This is a genomic window from Pseudomonas sp. GW821-FHT09C08 (assembly GCF_059418125.1).
The window spans coordinates 49870-67261 of the sequence record NZ_JBWKPG010000016.1; the positions used below are offsets into that span (position 1 = coordinate 49870).

Below are 17392 nucleotides of genomic sequence, written 5' to 3' on the forward strand. Positions count from 1 at the left end.
GATCATCAACATGACGTCTACAAATTCATTAAATTGCAGACATCAATAGAGAAAAACTACCGACAATCCCTCCATTCATAGTGCCAATCTTGACCTGACGAAAGCTTGTACACGTGGCGCTTTTATTACGCGCACAAAAAACCGGGCACTAGGCCCGGTTCTTCGTTACAGCTTGTCGTCTTACTCGGCGCTTACAGCTTCGCCAGCAGTAGCACGATCAACCAACTCGACGTACGCCATAGGCGCGTTGTCGCCAGCGCGGAAACCGCACTTGAGGATGCGCAGGTAGCCACCCTCACGGGTAGCGTAACGCTTGCCCAGGTCGTTGAAGAGCTTACCAACGATAGCTTTCGAACGAGTACGGTCGAAAGCCAGACGGCGGTTAGCCAGGCTGTCTGTCTTGGCCAAAGTAATCAGCGGCTCAGCAACGCGACGCAGTTCTTTAGCTTTCGGCAGTGTAGTTTTGATCAGCTCGTGCTCGAACAGCGACACCGCCATGTTTTGGAACATGGCCTTGCGGTGCGAGCTGGTACGGCTCAGGTGACGACCACTTTTACGATGACGCATGGTTCATTCCTTACCAAACTCACGTTCGGTGATTACGACGATCAGGCAGTCGCCTTGTCGTCCTTCTTAAGACTTGCAGGCGGCCAGTTGTCGAGGCGCATGCCGAGGGACAGACCGCGGGAGGCCAGAACGTCCTTGATTTCAGTCAAGGATTTCTTGCCCAGGTTCGGAGTCTTCAACAGTTCTACTTCGGTACGCTGAATCAGGTCGCCGATGTAGTAAATGTTTTCCGCCTTAAGGCAGTTAGCCGAACGTACAGTCAGTTCCAGATCGTCAACCGGGCGAAGCAGGATCGGATCGATCTCGTCTTCCTGCTCGATTACCACTGGTTCGCTGTCACCTTTGAGGTCGACGAACGCAGCCAACTGCTGTTGCAGAATGGTTGCAGCGCGGCGGATAGCCTCTTCAGGATCCAGAGTACCGTTGGTTTCCAGATCAATAACCAGCTTGTCCAGGTTAGTACGCTGCTCGACACGGGCGTTTTCCACCACGTATGCGATACGGCGAACCGGGCTGAACGAAGAGTCAAGCTGCAAGCGACCAATGCTGCGGCTTTCGTCTTCATCGCTCTGACGCGAGTCGGCCGGTTCATAACCACGACCACGAGCTACGGTGAGCTTCATGTTCAGGGCGCCGTTAGACGCCAGGTTAGCGATTACGTGATCGGGGTTAACGATCTCGACATCATGATCCAGCTGAATATCGGCAGCGGTAACCACCCCCGAACCCTTCTTCGACAAGGTCAGCGTAACTTCGTCACGGCCGTGCAGCTTGATAGCCAGACCTTTAAGGTTCAACAGGATTTCAATTACGTCTTCCTGTACACCTTCGATGGCGCTGTACTCGTGGAGCACACCGTCAATCTCGGCCTCGACTACTGCACAGCCGGGCATTGAGGACAACAGGATGCGGCGCAGCGCGTTGCCCAGGGTGTGGCCAAAACCACGCTCGAGAGGCTCGAGAGTGATCTTGGCGCGGGTTGGACTGACAACCTGCACATCAATGTGGCGGGGTGTCAGGAACTCATTTACCGAAATCTGCATGGATGCACCTATTTTCTAGCCCTTACTTGGAGTAGAGCTCGACAATCAGGCTTTCGTTGATGTCGGCGGACAGATCACTGCGAGCAGGAACGTTCTTGAAAACGCCCGACTTCTTCTCAGTGTCTACTTCTACCCATTCTACGCGGCCACGTTGGGCACACAGATCGAGAGCTTGGACAATGCGAAGTTGGTTTTTTGCTTTCTCGCGAACTGCGACCACGTCACCAGCACGAACCTGGTAGGACGGAACGTTTACGGTCTGACCGTTAACGCTGATCGACTTGTGCGATACCAGCTGACGGGATTCGGCACGAGTCGAACCAAAGCCCATACGGTATACAACGTTGTCCAGACGGCATTCGAGCAGTTGCAGCAGGTTTTCACCGGTTGCACCTTTCTTGCCAGCAGCTTCTTTGTAGTAGCCGCTGAACTGACGCTCGAGAACGCCGTAGATACGACGGACCTTCTGCTTTTCACGCAGTTGGGTGCCGTAATCGGACTGGCGACCGCGGCGTTGGCCGTGGATACCAGGTGCTGCTTCAATGTTGCACTTCGATTCGATCGCGCGCACGCCGCTCTTCAGGAAGAGATCGGTGCCTTCGCGACGAGCGAGTTTGCATTTTGGACCAATGTAACGAGCCATTCTTTACAATCTCCTGGATTACACGCGGCGCTTCTTCGGCGGACGGCACCCGTTGTGCGGGATTGGCGTCACGTCGGTGATGCTGGCGATCTTATAGCCACAGCCGTTCAAAGCACGGACAGCAGACTCACGACCTGGACCTGGACCTTTGACGTTAACGTCGAGGTTTTTCAGGCCGTATTCCAGCGCAGCTTGACCAGCACGTTCAGCAGCTACTTGAGCAGCAAACGGGGTGGACTTGCGGGAACCGCGGAAACCCGAACCACCGGAGGTAGCCCAAGAAAGCGCGTTACCTTGACGGTCGGTGATGGTCACGATGGTGTTGTTAAAAGAAGCATGGATGTGGGCGATGCCATCAACCACTGTCTTTTTAACTTTTTTACGAGGACGAGCAGCAGGTTTTGCCATGATAATTTTCCTGTCGATTCGCTGGGGCGATTACTTGCGGATCGGCTTACGCGGACCTTTACGGGTACGCGCGTTAGTCTTGGTACGCTGACCGCGTACTGGAAGACCACGACGATGACGCAGACCGCGATAGCAACCGAGGTCCATCAAACGCTTGATTTTCATGTTGATTTCGCGACGCAGGTCACCTTCAGTGGTGAACTTCGCCACTTCGCCACGCAGCTGTTCAATCTGCTCGTCGCTCAGATCCTTGATCTTAGCGGCTGGGTTTACCCCAGCAACTGCGCAAATTTTCTGCGCAGTAGTGCGACCAACACCATAGATGTAGGTCAGCGAGATAACAGTGTGCTTGTTATCTGGAATGTTAACGCCTGCAATACGGGCCATTCAGTGGGACTCCAATTGACAGCTACCTACGCCCCGGAAGCCAAGAAATAGGGCGCGAGATAATATCGCTGTAATAACAAATAATCAACCCGGCAGCGCACTAGCTGCCGGGCTTCAAGCGGATCACACTCAGCCTTGGCGCTGTTTGTGACGCGGTTCCGCGCTGCAAATTACTCGAACAACACCTTCGCGGCGAATAATCTTGCAGTTACGGCACAGCTTTTTCACCGATGCACGAACTTTCATCACCAACTCCTCGAACCTTATGGGGTACTCAGCGCAACATGCCGCTGCCGTAGCCCTTCAGGTTGGCTTTCTTCATCAGGGATTCGTACTGGTGCGAAACGAGGTGCGATTGTACTTGGGACATGAAGTCCATCACAACCACGACCACGATCAGCAACGAGGTCCCGCCAAGGTAGAACGGAACGTTTGCTGCAACCACCAGGAACTGGGGCAACAAGCACACGGCCGTCATATATAGAGCACCGAACAGGGTCAAACGAGTCAGAACGCCATCAATGTAGCGTGCAGACTGCTCACCTGGACGAATACCCGGAATAAAGGCACCGGACTTCTTCAGGTTTTCCGCTACGTCTTTCGGATTGAACATCAACGCCGTATAGAAGAAGCAGAAGAAAATAATCCCTGCACTAAACAGCAGAATATTCAACGGCTGACCAGGAGCGATCGACTGAGAGAGGTCCTGCAGCCAGCCCATATTTTCAGACTGACCAAACCAGGTACCCAACGAAGCCGGAAACAGCAAAATGCTGCTCGCGAAAATTGCCGGAATAACACCGGCCATATTCACTTTCAGCGGCAAGTGGCTGGTCTGCGCAGCAAAGACCTTACGGCCCTGCTGACGCTTGGCGTAGTGAACAGCAATACGACGCTGGCCACGCTCAATGAACACCACAAAACCGATAATCGCTACTGCCAGCAAACCGATGGCAACCAGGGCGAAAATATTGATATCACCCTGACGCGCAGACTCGAAAGACTGCCCGATTGCTCTCGGAAGACCGGCGACGATACCTGCGAAAATCAACATCGAGATACCGTTGCCAACACCACGCTCAGTAATCTGCTCACCCAGCCACATCATGAACATCGCACCAGCCACAAAAGTGGATACCGCGACGAAATGGAAGCCAAAGTCACCAGTGAACGCAACACCCTGCCCTGCCAGGCCAACGGACATGCCGATAGCTTGAACCAGGGCGAGGATGACAGTGCCGTAGCGGGTGTACTGGCTAATCTTGCGACGGCCAGCTTCACCTTCCTTCTTCAACTGCTCCAGCTGCGGACTGACGGCGGTCATCAGTTGCATGATGATCGATGCCGAAATGTACGGCATGATCCCCAGTGCAAAGATGCTCATCCGTTCCAGCGCGCCGCCGGAAAACATGTTGAACAAGCTAAGAATGGTCCCCTCATTCTGTCGAAACAGGTCTGCGAGTCGGTCCGGGTTGATACCTGGAACCGGGATGTGTGCGCCTATTCGGTAGACGATAATCGCCAGGAACAGAAAACGCAGACGAGCCCAAAGTTCAGACATACCGCCTTTGCCGAGCGCTGAGAGAGCACCTTGCTTAGCCATTTATTCCTCGAACTTGCCGCCAGCTGCTTCGATAGCCGAACGCGCACCTTTGGTGGCGCCGATTCCCTTGCCGATAGTGACAGCGCGAGTCACTTCACCGGACAGCATGATTTTCACACGCTGTACGTTGACGTTGATCACGTTGGCATCTTTCAGGGTCTGCACAGTAACGATGTCGCCTTCCACTTTGGCCAGCTCGGACAGACGCACTTCTGCGCGGTCCATGGCTTTCAGGGAAACGAAACCGAACTTAGGCAGGCGACGATGCAGCGGCTGTTGACCGCCTTCAAAGCCTGGAGCAATGGTGCCACCGGAGCGGGAGGTTTGACCTTTGTGGCCACGGCCACCAGTCTTACCCAAACCGCTACCGATACCACGGCCCGGACGATGCTTTTCGCGACGGGAACCCGGCGCTGGACTCAGATCATTGAGTTTCATCGATTAACCCTCTACACGCAGCATGTAGTAAGCCTTGTTGATCATCCCGCGATTCTCGGGAGTATCCTGGACTTCTACAGTGTGACCGATGCGACGCAGACCCAGACCTTTAACGCACAGTTTGTGGTTAGGGATGCGGCCGGTCATGCTTTTGATCAGCGTTACTTTAACGGTAGCCATGATCAGAAGATCTCCTGGACGCTTTTGCCACGCTTGGCGGCAATGGATTCAGGGGATTGCATAGCTTTCAAACCTTTGAAAGTGGCGTGAACCACGTTTACCGGGTTAGTCGAGCCGTAGCACTTGGCCAGAACGTTCTGAACGCCAGCAACTTCGAGGACAGCACGCATAGCGCCGCCAGCGATGATACCGGTACCTTCAGAAGCAGGCTGCATGTACACCTTCGAAGCGCCATGAGCGGACTTCATTGCGTACTGCAGCGTGGTGCCGTTCAGATCAACTTGGATCATGTTGCGACGAGCAGCTTCCATTGCCTTCTGGATCGCAGCAGGCACTTCACGCGACTTGCCACGGCCGAAGCCAACGCGCCCTTTACCATCACCCACCACGGTCAACGCGGTGAAAGTGAAGATACGGCCGCCTTTAACGGTTTTGGCTACGCGGTTAACTTGAACCAGCTTCTCAATGTAGCCTTCGTCGCGCTTTTGGTCGTTATTTGACATAACTTAGAACTCCAGCCCAGCTTCACGAGCAGCATCAGCCAGCGCTTTAACGCGGCCGTGGTACTTGAAGCCAGAGCGGTCGAAAGCCACTTGCGAGACGCCAGCGGCCTTAGCACGCGTAGCGACCAGCTGGCCAACCTTTGTGGCCGCGTCGATGTTGCCAGTGGCACCATCACGCAGTTCTTTATCCAAAGTCGAGGCGCTTGCCAGGACTTTGTTGCCGTCGGCCGAGATGACCTGGGCGTAGATGTGCTGCGACGAGCGGAACACGCAGAGACGCACGACTTCGAGTTCGTGCATTTTCAGGCGTGCTTTGCGAGCGCGACGCAGTCGAGTAACTTTTTTGTCGGTCATTTGCTATGCCCTACTTCTTCTTGGCTTCTTTACGACGGACGACTTCGTCCGCGTAGCGCACACCTTTGCCTTTGTACGGCTCTGGTGGACGGAAGTCGCGGATCTCAGCAGCCACTTGACCTACCAGCTGCTTATCGATGCCCTTGATCAGGATATCGGTCTGGCTAGGAGTCTCAGCGGTGATGCCTTCCGGCAGTTCGTAATCCACTGGGTGCGAGAAGCCAAGGGCCAGGTTCAAAACCGTGCCTTTTGCTTGCGCTTTGTAACCAACACCGACCAGCTGGAGCTTACGCTCGAAGCCTTGGCTTACGCCTTGGACCATGTTGTTTACCAACGCACGCGTGGTACCGGCCATTGCGCGAGTTTGTTGATCGCCATTGCGAGCAGCGAAACGCAGCTCACCAGCTTCTTCAACGATCTCAACGGACGAATGGATGTTCAGTTCAAGAGTACCCTTGGCACCCTTCACCGAAAGCTGTTGGCCTGCGAATTTGACTTCGACACCGGCTGGCAGCTTAACGGGGTTCTTAGCGACGCGAGACATGCTTATCCCCCCTTAGAACACAGTGCAAAGAACTTCGCCGCCGACACCGGCAGCGCGCGCAGCACGATCCGTCATCACACCTTTGTTGGTGGAGACGATAGACACGCCAAGACCGCCACGAACTTTCGGCAGATCCTCAGCGGACTTGTACTGACGCAGGCCTGGACGGCTAACGCGCTTCACTTCCTCGATGACCGAACGGCCTTCGAAGTACTTCAGCTCGATGGACAGCAGTGGCTTGGTTTCGCTGCTGATCTGATAACCCGCAATGTAGCCTTCGTCTTTCAGGACTTTGGCAACAGCTACCTTCAACTTGGAAGATGGCATGCTTACGACGGACTTTTCAGCCATCTGGGCATTACGGATACGAGTTAGCATGTCCGCTAACGGGTCCTGCATACTCATGGGCTAGACGCTCCTAATACAAAAAAATTAGCCTTGCGGCTACATATGTCGCCGAGAATCTCCGAGCATAGAAAACACGGGCTCAGGCGAGCCGGGTATTCTAGACACACTCCGGAAATGAAACAAGCCCCAAAAGGGGCTTGTTCCAGATTCAAGGTCACCGGTGGTCAGTATCTTGCGATACCTCCCACCTGGACGCTGAAAGTACTTACCAGCTGGCTTTAACCAGACCTGGTACGTCACCACGCATTGCCGCTTCACGCAGTTTGTTACGGCCGAGGCCGAACTTGCGGTAAACGCCGTGTGGACGACCGGTCAGGCGGCAGCGGTTACGCATGCGCGAAGCGCTTGCGTCACGTGGCTGCTTCTGCAGAGCAACTGTAGCTTCCCAACGCGCTTCTGGACTTGCGTTCAGATCAACGATGATCGCTTTCAGTGCTGCACGCTTCTTGGCGTACTTGGCAACCGTGAGCTGACGCTTCAGCTCGCGGTTTTTCATGCTCATCTTGGCCATGGTCCTACTCCAATCAGTTGCGGAACGGGAATTTGAATGCACGCAGCAGAGCGCGGCCTTCATCATCGTTCTTGGCAGTGGTGGTCAGGGTGATGTCCAGACCGCGGAGAGCATCGATCTTGTCGTAGTCGATTTCCGGGAAGATGATCTGCTCTTTCACGCCCATGCTGTAGTTACCACGACCATCGAAGGACTTGGCATTCAGGCCGCGGAAGTCGCGAACCCGAGGCAGGGAGATCGACAGCAGACGATCCAGGAACTCGTACATACGCTCACGGCGCAGGGTCACTTTGACGCCGATCGGCCAACCTTCACGGACTTTAAAGCCAGCGATGGATTTCCGAGCGTAAGTCACAACGACCTTTTGACCGGTGATCTTTTCCAGGTCAGCAACAGCGTGCTCGATGACTTTTTTGTCGCCGATCGCTTCGCCCAGACCCATGTTCAGGGTGATTTTGGTAACGCGCGGAACTTCCATCACGTTCCCGAGCTTAAGTTCTTCCTTAAGCTTGGGGGCGATTTCCTTCCGGTAAATCTCTTGTAGTCGTGCCATGGTCTTATCTACCTAGCAGTGTTCAAGCATCAACCGCTTTTTGGGTCGACTTGAAGACACGAATTTTCTTACCGTCTTCTACTTTGAAACCAACACGATCAGCCTTGTTGGTTTCGCCGTTGAAGATGGCGACGTTAGAAGCGTGCAGTGGCGCTTCTTTCTCGACGATACCGCCCTGTACGCCCGACATCGGGTTAGGCTTGGTATGACGCTTGACCAGGTTCAGACCACCAACGACCAGACGGTCGTCAGCGAGAACCTTCAGCACCTTACCGCGCTTACCTTTGTCTTTGCCGGCGATCACGATGATCTCGTCGTCACGACGAATCTTTTGCATGTCGGATCTCCTTACAGCACTTCTGGGGCGAGCGAGACGATCTTCATGAACTTCTCAGTACGAAGTTCACGGGTCACTGGCCCAAAGATACGGGTGCCGATCGGCTCTTGCTTGTTGTTCAGAAGAACAGCAGCGTTGCCATCAAAGCGGATAATGGAGCCATCTGCACGGCGTACGCCGTGACGAGTGCGGACTACAACAGCAGTCATCACTTGGCCTTTTTTCACCTTACCGCGAGGAATTGCTTCCTTCACGGTAACTTTGATGATGTCACCGATACCAGCGTAACGACGATGGGAGCCACCCAGCACCTTGATGCACATAACACGGCGAGCGCCGCTGTTATCGGCCACATCGAGCATGGATTGAGTCTGAATCATATAATTTCTCCGACCCCTAGTCCTTAGACTTCCACAGCGCGTTCGAGAACATCAACCAGTGCCCAAGACTTGGTCTTGGCCAGCGGACGAGTTTCACGAATAGTGACTTTGTCGCCGATGTGGCACTGATTGGTTTCGTCGTGCGCGTGCAGCTTAGTCGAACGCTTAACATATTTACCGTAGATCGGGTGCTTAACGCGACGCTCGATCAAAACGGTGATGGTTTTGTCCATCTTGTCGCTGACAACACGGCCAGTCAGCGTACGGACAGTCTTTTCGGCTTCAGCCATGATCACTTACCTGCCTGCTGGTTGAGCACAGTCTTCACGCGAGCGATGTCACGCTTAACTTGCGAGAGCAGATGAGACTGCCCCAACTGGCCAGTTGCTTTCTGCATACGCAGATTGAACTGGTCGCGCAGCAGGCCGAGCAGTTGCTCGTTCAGCTGCTGTGCGGATTTTTCACGAAGTTCATTCGCTTTCATCACATCACCGTCCGTTTAACAAAGGAGGTGGCGAGCGGCAGCTTTGCAGCAGCCAGGGCGAAAGCCTCACGCGCCAGCTCTTCAGAAACACCCTCGATTTCATACAGGACTTTGCCTGGCTGAATCTGGGCTACCCAGTATTCCACGTTACCCTTACCTTTACCCATCCGAACCTCGAGAGGTTTTTTGGAGATCGGCTTGTCCGGGAATACACGGATCCAGATCTTGCCGCCACGTTTTACGTGACGGGTCAGAGCACGACGCGCTGACTCGATCTGACGAGCGGTGAGACGACCACGAGCTACAGACTTCAGCGCGAACTCGCCGAAGCTGACTTTGCTACCGCGCTGAGCCAGACCACGGTTGTGGCCTGTCATCTGCTTGCGGAACTTCGTACGCTTAGGTTGCAACATTTGGCGTACCCCTTACTTAGCAGCTTTTTTACGAGGCGCTGGTGCTTGTGGTTTCAGTTCTTCTTGGCGACCACCAATTACTTCGCCTTTGAAGATCCAAACCTTTACACCGATCACACCGTAAGTGGTGTGAGCTTCGTAGTTGGCATAGTCGATGTCGGCACGCAGGGTGTGCAGTGGCACACGACCTTCGCGATACCATTCAGTACGTGCGATTTCAGCACCGCCGAGACGACCGCTCACTTGGATTTTGATGCCTTTGGCACCAATGCGCATGGCGTTCTGTACGGCGCGCTTCATAGCGCGACGGAACATTACGCGACGCTCCAGCTGCTGAGCTACGCTCTGCGCAACCAGCATACCGTCGAGCTCCGGCTTGCGGATCTCTTCGATATTGATGTGCACAGGCACACCCATTTGCTTGGTCAGGTCCTGACGCAGTTTCTCAACATCTTCACCTTTCTTCCCGATAACGATACCTGGACGAGCGGTGTGGATGGTGATACGTGCAGTTTGGGCCGGACGATGGATATCGATACGGCTTACGGACGCGCTTTTTAGTTTGTCTTGGAGATACTCACGCACCTTCAGATCAGCGAACAAGTAGTCCGCATAAGTCCGACCGTCTGCGTACCAGACGGAGGTGTGCTCCTTGACGATTCCCAGGCGAATGCCAATGGGATGTACTTTCTGACCCATCTCTTCGACTCCGTTACTTGTCAGCAACCTTGACAGTGATATGGCAAGACCGCTTGACGATGCGATCAGCACGGCCTTTGGCACGTGGCATGATGCGCTTCAGCGAACGCCCTTCGTTGACGAAAACGGTGCTGACCTTCAGGTCATCAACGTCTGCGCCTTCGTTATGCTCGGCGTTGGCTACGGCCGACTCCAGCACTTTCTTCATGATCTCGGCGGCTTTCTTACTGCTGAAAGCCAACAGGTTGAGCGCTTCGCCCACCTTCTTCCCGCGGATCTGGTCGGCGACCAAGCGGGCTTTCTGGGCGGAGATTCGAGCGCCCGACAACTTAGCGGCTACTTCCATTTCCTTACCCCTTAACGCTTGGCTTTCTTGTCTGCCACGTGCCCACGATAAGTGCGGGTACCGGCAAACTCGCCTAGTTTGTGGCCGACCATGTCTTCGTTAACGAGAACTGGGACGTGTTGACGACCGTTGTGTACTGCGATGGTCAGACCGACCATTTGTGGCAGGATCATCGAACGACGCGACCAGGTCTTAACTGGTTTGCGATCGTTCTTTTCCGCCGCCACTTCGATCTTCTTCAGTAGGTGAAGATCAATAAAAGGACCTTTTTTCAGAGAACGTGGCACTGTCGTATCCCTCTATTTACTTGCGACGACGGACGATCATTTTGTCGGTACGCTTATTACCACGAGTCTTCGCGCCCTTAGTCGGGAAGCCCCATGGCGATACCGGATGACGACCACCAGAGGTACGACCTTCACCACCACCGTGTGGGTGGTCAACCGGGTTCATGGCAACACCACGAACGGTTGGGCGAACGCCACGCCAGCGTTTGGCACCAGCTTTACCCAGCGAACGCAGGCTGTGCTCGGAGTTCGAGACTTCACCCAGGGTCGCGCGGCATTCAGCCAGCACTTTACGCATCTCACCAGAACGCAGACGCAGGGTCACGTAGACACCTTCACGAGCGATCAGCTGAGCCGAAGCACCAGCGGAACGAGCGATTTGCGCGCCTTTACCTGGCTTCAATTCGATGCCGTGTACGGTGCTACCAACTGGAATGTTACGCAGTTGCAGAGCGTTGCCCGGCTTGATCGGTGCCAGGGCACCTGCGATCAGCTGGTCGCCAGCGCTCACGCCTTTAGGGGCGATGATGTAGCGACGCTCGCCATCTGCGTACAGCAGCAGAGCGATGTGAGCAGTACGGTTTGGATCGTATTCGATACGCTCGACAGTGGCAGCGATGCCATCTTTGTCGTTGCGACGGAAGTCGACCAGACGATAATGCTGCTTATGGCCACCACCGATGTGACGAGTGGTAATACGACCATTGTTGTTACGACCACCAGACTTCGATTTCTTCTCGAGCAGCGGTGCGTGAGGAGCGCCTTTATGCAGCTCCTGGTTGACCACCTTGACCACAAAACGGCGGCCAGGGGAAGTCGGTTTGCATTTAACGATTGCCATGATGCACCCCTTCCTTACTCAGCACTGCTGCTGAAATCGAGATCTTGGCCTGGCTGAAGGGAGATAACTGCCTTCTTCCAGTCATTACGCTTGCCCAGACCGCGAGCAGTGCGCTTGCTCTTACCCAGAACATTCAGGGTAGTAACACGCTCTACTTTCACGCTGAACAGGCTTTCGACGGCCTTCTTGATTTCCAGCTTGGTTGCATCGGTTGCAACCTTGAAAACGAACTGGCCTTTCTTGTCAGCCAGAACCGTAGCCTTTTCGGAAACGTGCGGGCCAAGCAGAACTTTAAATACGCGTTCCTGGTTCATCCCAGCAGCTCCTCGAATTTCTTCACGGCCGACACGGTGATCAACACCTTGTCGTATGCGATCAGACTAACTGGATCGGAACCTTGCACGTCACGTACATCAACGTGTGGCAGGTTGCGAGCAGCCAGGTACAGGTTCTGATCAACAGCTTCAGACACGATCAAAACGTCGGTCAGGCTCATGTTGTTCAGCTTGCCCAGCAGATCTTTGGTTTTCGGGCTTTCAACAGCGAAGTCCTGAACCACAACCAGACGATCAGTACGCACGAGTTCAGCAAGGATGGAGCGCAGTGCTGCGCGATACATCTTCTTGTTGAGCTTCTGAGAGTGATCCTGTGGACGAGCTGCGAAAGTGGTACCGCCGCCACGCCAGATTGGGCTACGGATAGTACCGGCACGAGCACGGCCAGTACCTTTCTGACGCCAAGGGCGCTTACCGCCACCACGTACGTCGGAACGGGTCTTTTGCTGCTTGCTACCTTGACGGCCGCCGGCCATGTAGGCCACGACTGCTTGGTGAACCAGCGTCTCGTTGAATTCGCCGCCAAATGTCAGTTCGGAAACTTCGATCGCTTGAGCGTCATTTACATTTAATTGCATGTCAGCTTCCCCTTAACCGCGAGCCTTGGCCGCTGGACGTACAACCAGGTTGCCGCCAGTAGCGCCAGGAACAGCACCCTTGACCAACAACAGATTGCGTTCAGCGTCGACGCGCACTACTTCGAGGGACTGCACGGTCACGCGCTCAGCGCCCATATGACCGGACATTTTTTTGCCCTTGAATACACGACCAGGAGTCTGGCACTGGCCAATAGAGCCCGGGACGCGGTGGGAAACGGAGTTACCGTGAGTGTTGTCTTGGCCACGGAAATTCCAACGCTTGATCGTACCCTGGAAGCCTTTACCCTTGGACTGACCGGTTACATCAACCAGTTGACCAGCGGCGAAGATTTCAGCGTTGATCAGATCGCCAGCCTGGTAGTCGCCGTCTTCGAGACGGAACTCCATAACAGTGCGACCAGCTGCAACGTTTGCTTTAGCGAAGTGACCTGCTTGAGCAGCAGTCACGCGCGAAGCACGACGCTCGCCGACAGTGACTTGCACTGCACGATAGCCATCGGTTTCTTCAGTTTTGAACTGGGTGACGCGATTCGGCTCGATCTCAATGACCGTGACCGGAATGGAGACACCTTCTTCGGTGAAAATACGGGTCATACCGCATTTACGACCGACTACACCAATAGTCATGTTGTAAACCTCATGAGTGTACGGGGCTTTCACCCGCTATGGCCGCCCATTTCAGAGCGTTACACGACTAAGACCCAAGTCTTAGCCGAGGCTGATCTGTACTTCCACACCGGCCGCCAGATCGAGCTTCATAAGTGCATCAACGGTTTTATCCGTTGGCTGGACGATGTCCAGTACGCGCTTATGAGTACGGATCTCGTACTGGTCACGCGCGTCTTTGTTGACGTGCGGGGAGACCAGAACGGTGAACCGCTCTTTACGGGTAGGCAGTGGAATTGGACCACGCACTTGAGCACCAGTACGTTTCGCGGTTTCCACGATTTCCTGGGTGGATTGGTCGATCAGGCGATGGTCAAAAGCCTTCAACCTGATACGGATTTGCTGATTTTGCATTGGATTTCAGACTCCGGCTGCTATTCCCAGCGAGCGCAATACGCCCGTTAAAAGGAGGCGCAATTCTATAGACGCCCCAGATAGGTGTCAACCCAATAAAAAAGGCCCCCGCTAAGCGGGGGCCTTCTCAAAAAATCGAGCTATCTCAGAAGAGATAATTACTCGATGATTTTAGCTACAACGCCAGCACCAACGGTACGGCCGCCTTCGCGGATTGCGAAGCGCAGACCGTCTTCCATTGCGATGGTTTTGATCAGGGTAACAGTCATTTGAATGTTATCGCCTGGCATTACCATTTCAACGCCTTCTGGCAGTTCGCAGTTACCAGTCACGTCAGTAGTACGGAAGTAGAACTGTGGACGGTAGCCTTTGAAGAACGGAGTATGACGGCCGCCTTCTTCTTTGCTCAGAACGTAAACTTCTGCGGTGAACTTGGTGTGCGGCTTAACCGAACCTGGCTTAACCAGAACCTGGCCACGCTCAACGTCGTCACGCTTGGTACCACGCAGCAGAACGCCGCAGTTCTCGCCAGCACGACCTTCGTCGAGCAGTTTGCGGAACATTTCAACACCGGTGCAGGTGGTGACGGTGGTGTCACGCAGACCAACGATTTCCAGTGGATCTTGAACGCGAACGATACCGCGCTCGATACGACCAGTCACAACAGTACCGCGACCGGAGATCGAGAATACGTCTTCGATTGGCATCAGGAACGGCTTGTCGGTCAGACGAACTGGTTCTGGGATGTAGGTGTCCAGAGTTTCAACCAGTTTACGAACGGCAGTGGTGCCCATTTCGTTTTCGTCGTTACCTTCCAGAGCCATACGAGCAGAACCGATGATGATCGGAGTGTCGTCGCCTGGGAAGTCGTAAGTGCTCAGCAGATCGCGCACTTCCATCTCAACCAGTTCCAGCAGCTCAGCGTCGTCTACCAGGTCAGCCTTGTTCAGGAAAACCACGATGTACGGAACGCCTACCTGACGGGACAGCAGGATGTGCTCACGGGTTTGTGGCATCGGACCATCAGCGGCCGAGCAAACCAGGATCGCGCCGTCCATCTGGGCAGCACCAGTGATCATGTTCTTCACGTAGTCAGCGTGACCTGGGCAGTCAACGTGAGCGTAGTGACGAATAGTCGAGTTGTACTCAACGTGCGCGGTGTTGATGGTGATACCACGAGCTTTTTCTTCTGGTGCGCTGTCGATCTTGTCGAAGTCAACACGAGCCGAACCGAAAACTTCGGAGCAGACGCGAGTCAGAGCAGCGGTCAGAGTGGTTTTACCGTGGTCAACGTGGCCGATGGTGCCAACGTTTACGTGCGGTAGGGAACGATCAAATTTTTCTTTAGCCACGACAATTAACTCCTTGCCTAAAGGACTGAATCAGCCTTGTTTTTTGGATACAGTTTCAGCGATGTGCGCCGGAGCTGTGTTGTATTTTTTGAATTCCATAGAGTAGCTTGCGCGACCCTGGGACATGGAGCGAACGTCGGTCGCGTAACCGAACATCTCACCCAACGGAACCTCGGCGCGAATCACTTTGCCGGAAACCGTGTCTTCCATACCCAAGATCATGCCGCGACGACGGTTAAGGTCGCCCATGACATCACCCATATAGTCTTCAGGTGTAACAACTTCTACCGCCATGATTGGCTCAAGCAACTCACCACCGCCCTTCTGGGCCAGTTGCTTGGTTGCCATGGAAGCAGCCACCTTAAACGCCATCTCGTTGGAGTCGACGTCGTGGTAAGAACCGTCAAAAACGGTTGCTTTCAGGCCGATCAGCGGATAGCCGGCAACAACACCGTTCTTCATCTGCTCTTCGATACCCTTCTGGATAGCCGGGATGTATTCCTTAGGAACAACACCACCAACTACTTCGTTCACGAATTGCAGACCTTCCTGACCTTCGTCAGCAGGAGCAAAACGGATCCAGCAGTGACCGAACTGACCACGACCGCCGGACTGACGAACGAACTTGCCTTCGATTTCACAGTTCTTCGTGATGCGCTCACGATAGGAAACCTGAGGCTTACCGATGTTGGCTTCGACGTTGAACTCACGGCGCATCCGGTCAACCAGGATGTCCAGGTGCAACTCGCCCATGCCGGAGATGATCGTTTGACCAGTCTCTTCATCAGTCTTGACGCGGAAAGATGGATCTTCCTGAGCAAGTTTGCCCAGAGCGATACCCATTTTTTCCTGGTCATCCTTGGTCTTAGGCTCAACGGCAACCGAAATAACCGGCTCCGGGAAGTCCATGCGAACCAGGATGATTGGCTTAGCAGCGTCGCACAAAGTCTCACCAGTGGTGACGTCCTTCATGCCGATCAGGGCCGCGATGTCACCAGCGCGCACTTCCTTGATCTCTTCACGGGCGTTTGCGTGCATTTGCACCATACGACCCACGCGCTCTTTCTTGCCTTTAACCGAGTTGATCACGCCGTCGCCGGAGGCCAACACGCCCGAGTAAACGCGGACGAAGGTCAAAGTACCCACGAATGGGTCAGTAGCGATCTTGAACGCCAGAGCCGAGAACGGCTCGCTGTCATCGGCGTGACGCTCCATCTCTTCTTCCTCGTTATCAGGGTTGGTACCCTTGATAGCAGGAATGTCAGTTGGGGCAGGCAGGTAGTCGATAACGGCGTCGAGAACCAGGGGAACACCCTTGTTCTTGAAGGAAGAACCGCAAACAGCCAAGACGATCTCACCAGCGATAGTACGCTGACGCAGAGCGGCCTTGATTTCCGCGTTGGTGAGCTCTTCACCTTCGAGGTACTTGTTCATCAGCTCTTCGCTGGCTTCGGCAGCAGCCTCAACCATGTTATTGCGCCATTCGTCAGCCAGTTCCTGCAGTTCTGCAGGGATAGGCTTGCGAACAGGGACCATACCTTTGTCAGCGTCATTCCAGTAAACAGCTTCCATGTTGATCAGATCGATCTGACCCTGGAAGTTGTCTTCGGAACCGATAGCCAATTGGATTGGCACCGGGGTGTGACCCAGACGCTGCTTGATCTGACCGATCACGCGCAGGAAGTTGGCACCAGCACGGTCCATCTTGTTTACGTAAACAAGACGTGGAACGCCGTATTTGTTGGCTTGACGCCATACGGTTTCCGACTGAGGCTCAACACCCGAAGTACCACAGAACACAACGACAGCGCCGTCGAGTACGCGCAGGGAACGTTCAACTTCAATGGTGAAGTCTACGTGGCCCGGGGTATCGATTACGTTGAAGCGGTGCTCATCCTTGTACTGCTTCTCGGAACCTTTCCAGAAGGCGGTAATAGCAGCAGAAGTAATGGTAATACCACGCTCCTGCTCCTGAACCATCCAGTCTGTGGTCGCGGCGCCATCATGCACCTCGCCCATTTTGTGACTTTTGCCGGTGTAAAACAGTACGCGCTCGGTGGTGGTGGTTTTACCAGCATCCACGTGAGCAACGATACCGATGTTACGGTAGCGGCTAATCGGAGTAGTACGAGCCATAAAGCCCTCGCAAAATTAGTG

Annotated in this window: 30 protein-coding genes; all 30 read right to left on the minus strand. The window is 54.3% G+C overall.

Annotated elements, in window-relative coordinates:
• Positions 1-180: 180 nt before the first annotated feature.
• The 30 genes from rplQ to fusA all read right to left on the minus strand — a co-directional run bounded on the left by rplQ (position 181) and on the right by fusA (position 17371).
• Positions 181-567, minus strand: coding sequence for a 50S ribosomal protein L17 (gene rplQ / locus AC07OJ_RS29600; protein WP_003176402.1), 387 nt, complete (start codon positions 565-567; stop codon positions 181-183).
• A 41-nt stretch (positions 568-608) separates the two neighbouring features.
• The gene (locus AC07OJ_RS29605) at positions 609-1610 is read right to left on the minus strand and encodes a DNA-directed RNA polymerase subunit alpha (protein ID WP_003176403.1); all 1002 of its coding nucleotides are present in this window, start codon (positions 1608-1610) and stop codon (positions 609-611) included.
• 22 nt (positions 1611-1632) lie between these two features.
• Positions 1633-2253, minus strand: a complete 621-nt coding sequence (gene rpsD / locus AC07OJ_RS29610) for a 30S ribosomal protein S4 (protein ID WP_003176404.1) — start codon at positions 2251-2253, stop codon at positions 1633-1635.
• 18 nt (positions 2254-2271) lie between these two features.
• Entirely contained in the window at positions 2272-2661 is a 390-nt protein-coding gene (gene rpsK / locus AC07OJ_RS29615; protein WP_002555466.1) for a 30S ribosomal protein S11, read from the minus strand.
• 30 nt (positions 2662-2691) lie between these two features.
• Entirely contained in the window at positions 2692-3048 is a 357-nt protein-coding gene (gene rpsM / locus AC07OJ_RS29620) for a 30S ribosomal protein S13 (RefSeq protein WP_003194635.1), read from the minus strand.
• A gap of 129 nt (positions 3049-3177) precedes the next feature.
• Positions 3178-3294, minus strand: coding sequence for a 50S ribosomal protein L36 (gene rpmJ, locus AC07OJ_RS29625; RefSeq protein ID WP_002555468.1), 117 nt, complete (start codon positions 3292-3294; stop codon positions 3178-3180).
• 28 nt (positions 3295-3322) lie between these two features.
• Positions 3323-4651, minus strand: a complete 1329-nt coding sequence (secY, locus tag AC07OJ_RS29630; protein WP_003176406.1) for a preprotein translocase subunit SecY — start codon at positions 4649-4651, stop codon at positions 3323-3325.
• Complete coding sequence (gene rplO, locus AC07OJ_RS29635) at positions 4652-5089, minus strand: 50S ribosomal protein L15 (protein WP_003176407.1); 438 nt, start codon at positions 5087-5089, stop codon at positions 4652-4654.
• A gap of 3 nt (positions 5090-5092) precedes the next feature.
• Entirely contained in the window at positions 5093-5269 is a 177-nt protein-coding gene (gene rpmD, locus AC07OJ_RS29640; RefSeq protein ID WP_003176408.1) for a 50S ribosomal protein L30, read from the minus strand.
• Positions 5270-5271: 2 nt separating this feature from the next.
• Positions 5272-5772, minus strand: a complete 501-nt coding sequence (gene rpsE, locus AC07OJ_RS29645; RefSeq protein ID WP_010566852.1) for a 30S ribosomal protein S5 — start codon at positions 5770-5772, stop codon at positions 5272-5274.
• A 3-nt stretch (positions 5773-5775) separates the two neighbouring features.
• On the minus strand, positions 5776-6126 hold the full coding sequence (gene rplR, locus AC07OJ_RS29650) for a 50S ribosomal protein L18 (RefSeq protein ID WP_003186037.1): 351 nt from the start codon (positions 6124-6126) through the stop codon (positions 5776-5778).
• 10 nt (positions 6127-6136) lie between these two features.
• A complete protein-coding gene (rplF, locus tag AC07OJ_RS29655) occupies positions 6137-6670 on the minus strand; it encodes a 50S ribosomal protein L6 (protein ID WP_003176412.1) in 534 nt (177 codons plus the stop codon).
• A 12-nt stretch (positions 6671-6682) separates the two neighbouring features.
• Entirely contained in the window at positions 6683-7075 is a 393-nt protein-coding gene (rpsH, locus tag AC07OJ_RS29660; protein ID WP_010566853.1) for a 30S ribosomal protein S8, read from the minus strand.
• Between the two features lie 208 nt (positions 7076-7283).
• Positions 7284-7589 (minus strand): 30S ribosomal protein S14, encoded by a 306-nt coding sequence (gene rpsN / locus AC07OJ_RS29665; RefSeq protein WP_003176414.1) that lies wholly within the window; start codon positions 7587-7589, stop codon positions 7284-7286.
• A 13-nt stretch (positions 7590-7602) separates the two neighbouring features.
• Complete coding sequence (gene rplE / locus AC07OJ_RS29670) at positions 7603-8142, minus strand: 50S ribosomal protein L5 (protein WP_003194642.1); 540 nt, start codon at positions 8140-8142, stop codon at positions 7603-7605.
• Positions 8143-8164: 22 nt separating this feature from the next.
• Positions 8165-8479, minus strand: coding sequence for a 50S ribosomal protein L24 (gene rplX / locus AC07OJ_RS29675; RefSeq protein ID WP_007896770.1), 315 nt, complete (start codon positions 8477-8479; stop codon positions 8165-8167).
• Positions 8480-8490: 11 nt separating this feature from the next.
• Positions 8491-8859: a 50S ribosomal protein L14 gene (gene rplN / locus AC07OJ_RS29680; protein ID WP_002555479.1), complete on the minus strand. Its 369-nt coding sequence runs from the start codon at positions 8857-8859 to the stop codon at positions 8491-8493.
• Between the two features lie 23 nt (positions 8860-8882).
• Complete coding sequence (gene rpsQ / locus AC07OJ_RS29685; protein ID WP_003176419.1) at positions 8883-9149, minus strand: 30S ribosomal protein S17; 267 nt, start codon at positions 9147-9149, stop codon at positions 8883-8885.
• 2 nt (positions 9150-9151) lie between these two features.
• The gene (gene rpmC / locus AC07OJ_RS29690) at positions 9152-9343 is read right to left on the minus strand and encodes a 50S ribosomal protein L29 (RefSeq protein ID WP_002555481.1); all 192 of its coding nucleotides are present in this window, start codon (positions 9341-9343) and stop codon (positions 9152-9154) included.
• Positions 9343-9756 (minus strand): 50S ribosomal protein L16, encoded by a 414-nt coding sequence (rplP, locus tag AC07OJ_RS29695; protein ID WP_003176421.1) that lies wholly within the window; start codon positions 9754-9756, stop codon positions 9343-9345. Before rplP ends, rpmC begins: the two co-directional genes overlap by 1 nt.
• Positions 9757-9768: 12 nt before the next feature.
• Positions 9769-10455, minus strand: coding sequence for a 30S ribosomal protein S3 (gene rpsC, locus AC07OJ_RS29700; protein WP_003176422.1), 687 nt, complete (start codon positions 10453-10455; stop codon positions 9769-9771).
• Between the two features lie 13 nt (positions 10456-10468).
• A complete protein-coding gene (gene rplV / locus AC07OJ_RS29705) occupies positions 10469-10801 on the minus strand; it encodes a 50S ribosomal protein L22 (RefSeq protein WP_003103908.1) in 333 nt (110 codons plus the stop codon).
• 11 nt (positions 10802-10812) lie between these two features.
• A complete protein-coding gene (gene rpsS / locus AC07OJ_RS29710; protein WP_002555486.1) occupies positions 10813-11088 on the minus strand; it encodes a 30S ribosomal protein S19 in 276 nt (91 codons plus the stop codon).
• 16 nt (positions 11089-11104) lie between these two features.
• Complete coding sequence (gene rplB, locus AC07OJ_RS29715; RefSeq protein WP_003186055.1) at positions 11105-11929, minus strand: 50S ribosomal protein L2; 825 nt, start codon at positions 11927-11929, stop codon at positions 11105-11107.
• 14 nt (positions 11930-11943) lie between these two features.
• Positions 11944-12243 (minus strand): 50S ribosomal protein L23, encoded by a 300-nt coding sequence (gene rplW, locus AC07OJ_RS29720; protein ID WP_002555488.1) that lies wholly within the window; start codon positions 12241-12243, stop codon positions 11944-11946.
• The gene (rplD, locus tag AC07OJ_RS29725; RefSeq protein ID WP_003176424.1) at positions 12240-12842 is read right to left on the minus strand and encodes a 50S ribosomal protein L4; all 603 of its coding nucleotides are present in this window, start codon (positions 12840-12842) and stop codon (positions 12240-12242) included. The genes rplW and rplD overlap by 4 nt, the downstream gene beginning before the upstream one ends.
• Before the next feature lie 12 nt (positions 12843-12854).
• A complete protein-coding gene (gene rplC / locus AC07OJ_RS29730; protein ID WP_003194649.1) occupies positions 12855-13490 on the minus strand; it encodes a 50S ribosomal protein L3 in 636 nt (211 codons plus the stop codon).
• A gap of 81 nt (positions 13491-13571) precedes the next feature.
• Positions 13572-13883 carry a 30S ribosomal protein S10 gene (gene rpsJ / locus AC07OJ_RS29735; protein ID WP_003186070.1) on the minus strand — a complete coding sequence of 104 codons (312 nt, stop codon included), beginning with the start codon at positions 13881-13883 and terminating at the stop codon, positions 13572-13574.
• A gap of 158 nt (positions 13884-14041) precedes the next feature.
• Entirely contained in the window at positions 14042-15235 is a 1194-nt protein-coding gene (gene tuf / locus AC07OJ_RS29740) for an elongation factor Tu (protein WP_025857206.1), read from the minus strand.
• Positions 15236-15265: 30 nt separating this feature from the next.
• Positions 15266-17371 carry an elongation factor G gene (fusA, locus tag AC07OJ_RS29745; RefSeq protein ID WP_065909927.1) on the minus strand — a complete coding sequence of 702 codons (2106 nt, stop codon included), beginning with the start codon at positions 17369-17371 and terminating at the stop codon, positions 15266-15268.
• Positions 17372-17392: the final 21 nt, after the last annotated feature.